Source organism: Micromonospora sp. M51, assembly GCF_018070305.1.
Classification (GTDB): Bacteria; Actinomycetota; Actinomycetes; order Mycobacteriales; family Micromonosporaceae; genus Micromonospora; species Micromonospora parva.
Map to the genome: position 1 here is coordinate 1 of NZ_JAGPXZ010000904.1, position 2,214 is coordinate 2,214.

General features: G+C 69.3%; 3 protein-coding genes and 2 tRNA genes. 1 reads left to right on the top strand and 4 read right to left on the bottom strand.

Annotated elements, in window-relative coordinates; genetic code table 11:
- Positions 1-649 (bottom strand): aconitase family protein (locus KBX53_RS30500; protein ID WP_247676460.1); only part of this gene is annotated, 649 nt, incomplete at its 3' end.
- 49 nt (positions 650-698) lie between these two features.
- Between KBX53_RS30500 and KBX53_RS30505 the strand changes: the two genes are divergently transcribed.
- On the top strand, positions 699-1,385 hold the full coding sequence (locus tag KBX53_RS30505) for an IclR family transcriptional regulator (RefSeq protein ID WP_007456408.1): 687 nt from the start codon (positions 699-701) through the stop codon (positions 1,383-1,385).
- A 225-nt stretch (positions 1,386-1,610) separates the two neighbouring features.
- Here KBX53_RS30505 and KBX53_RS30510 read toward each other — a convergent pair.
- The 3 genes from KBX53_RS30510 to KBX53_RS30520 all read right to left on the bottom strand — a co-directional run.
- Positions 1,611-1,683, bottom strand: a tRNA-Glu gene (locus KBX53_RS30510).
- 134 nt (positions 1,684-1,817) lie between these two features.
- A tRNA-Gln gene (locus KBX53_RS30515) sits at positions 1,818-1,889 on the bottom strand.
- A 108-nt stretch (positions 1,890-1,997) separates the two neighbouring features.
- On the bottom strand, positions 1,998-2,214 hold a 217-nt coding region (locus KBX53_RS30520), incomplete at its 5' end, for a fumarylacetoacetate hydrolase family protein (RefSeq protein WP_210863170.1).

Below are 2,214 nucleotides of genomic sequence, written 5' to 3' on the forward strand. Positions count from 1 at the left end.
CGATGTGCCCGCGACCCCCACCCGTGCCCACCTGCGTGATCAGCGCGAGCACCAGGTCCTTGGCGGTCACGCCGGGCGCGAGGCGACCGGTGACGTTCACGGCCATCGTCTTCGGCCGGCTCTGCGGCAGCGTCTGGGTGGCCAGGACGTGCTCCACCTCGCTGGTGCCGATGCCGAAGGCGAGCGCGCCGAAGGCGCCGTGGGTGGCGGTGTGCGAGTCGCCACAGACGATCGTCAGACCCGGCTGGGTGAGACCGAGCTGCGGGCCGATCACGTGCACGATGCCCTGGTTGTCGTCGCCGAGCGGGTGCAGCCGCACCCCGAACTCGGCGCAGTTGCGGCGCAACGTCTCGATCTGCGTACGCGACGTCGGGTCCGCGATGGTGAGCAGGTCACCACGGCGGAGGCGGAAGGCCGGGTCGGCGTACCCGGTCGGGGTGTTGTGGTCCTCGGTCGCGAGGGTCAGGTCGGTACGACGCACCCGGCGCCCGGCGAGCCGCAGCCCGTCGAACGCCTGCGGGCTGGTCACCTCGTGCAGCAGGTGCAGGTCGATGAAGAGCAGGTCCGGCTCACCGGCGGCGGACCGTACGACGTGCGCGTCCCAGACCTTCTCGGCCAGGGTCCTCGGCTCAGGAGTGACTCCCACCATCTGGACATCCTAAATTCTGGGAGGTAAGTTTCGGCTTGTGGGACACAGTATGAGCGGTGTCGGCGTTCTCGACAAGGCGGTGGTCATCCTGGCCGCCTGCGTGGACGGCGCCAGCCTGGCCGAACTCGTTGAACGCACCAAGCTGCCCCGAGCCACCGCACATCGGCTGGCCCAGGCCTTGGAGATCCACCGGATGCTGGTGCGCGACACCCAGGGCAGATGGCGGCCCGGCCCCCGGCTGGGCGAGCTGGCCAACGCCGCACCGGACGTTCTGCTGACCGCCGCCGAGCCGTTGCTGGCCGCGCTGCGCGACGCCACCGGTGAGAGCGCGCAGCTCTACCTGCGCCGCGCCGACGAGCGGATCTGCGTGGCGGCGGCCGAGCGCGCCAGCGGCCTACGGGACACTGTCCCGGTCGGCTCGGTGCTGCCGATGACGGCCGGCTCAGCGGCCCAGATCCTGCTCGCCTGGGAGCCGCCGGAGGCGGTGATGCCACTGCTGCCGCGCAGCAAGTTCACCGGCCGCACCCTCGCCGAGGTACGCCGTCGCGGCTGGGCGCAGAGCGTCGCCGAGCGGGAGGCGGGTGTGGCGAGCGTCTCGGCCCCGATCCGCGACCGCACCGGGAGAGTGATCGCCTCGGTGAGCATCTCCGGCCCGATCGAACGCCTCGGCCGCCGCCCCGGCGAACGCCACGCCATGGCCGTGGTGAGAGCCGGCCAACGCCTATCCGGCCTCTAACCCCACCCCGAGCCCTCACACCCACACCCGCACCCGCACCCCGCGCAACATCCCCAATGTTGCTGCCTCCACCGGAGGCCCCCGCCTCGTCCGGTGATCAAGAGGTTTGCGTCACGACACGCCGAGAGCGCTGACGCAAACCTCTTGATCACCGAGGGCGGGGCTGGGAAGGCCGGAGGGGTACGGGAAAGGCTCATCTCGCACAGCGAGATGAGCCTTTGGTTGTAGCCCCGACCGGATTCGAACCGGCGCTACCGCCTTGAGAGGGCGGCGTCCTGGGCCACTAGACGACGGGGCCAGAACAACTTTCGCTCCCCCACCTCGGCGGTGGAGGAGCTGCACTCTACCGAAGACCACCCTCCGCCCCCGAAGGGGCGGAGTCGAACTCCGTCAGAATCCAGCGTCTGGAAATTCTCGCGAATTCCAGCAGCGCTGGGGTACCAGGACTCGAACCTAGACTAACTGAACCAGAATCAGTCGGGCTGCCAATTACCCCATACCCCATTGGCCCCTTGCGGCGCCGGGAGTGAACTTTACCCTCCCGGTGCCGACAGGCCAAATCCGATCCCCCCGAACCACCCGTGAGCTGCGGAAACAGGGGCATCAGACGGATCAGGCGACGGGAACCACCGGGTTGGTGAGCTCGCCGATGCCCTCGATCCGCACGGTGACCGTATCCCCCTCGACAAGCGGGCTAACCCCGGCCGGAGTGCCGGTGAGAACCACGTCGCCGGGCAGCAGAGTCATCACGTGCGAGATGTACGACACCAGGCCGGGAACGTCGAAGACCATGTCCTTCGTCCGGCCGAGCTGGCGTACCTCCATCTCC

What these genes read in the sequence shown, in the direction of transcription:
- KBX53_RS30505 (WP_007456408.1), top strand. Translation starts at nt 699, where the DNA reads ATGAGCGGTGTCGGCGTTCTCGACAAGGCGGTGGTCATCCTGGCCGCC.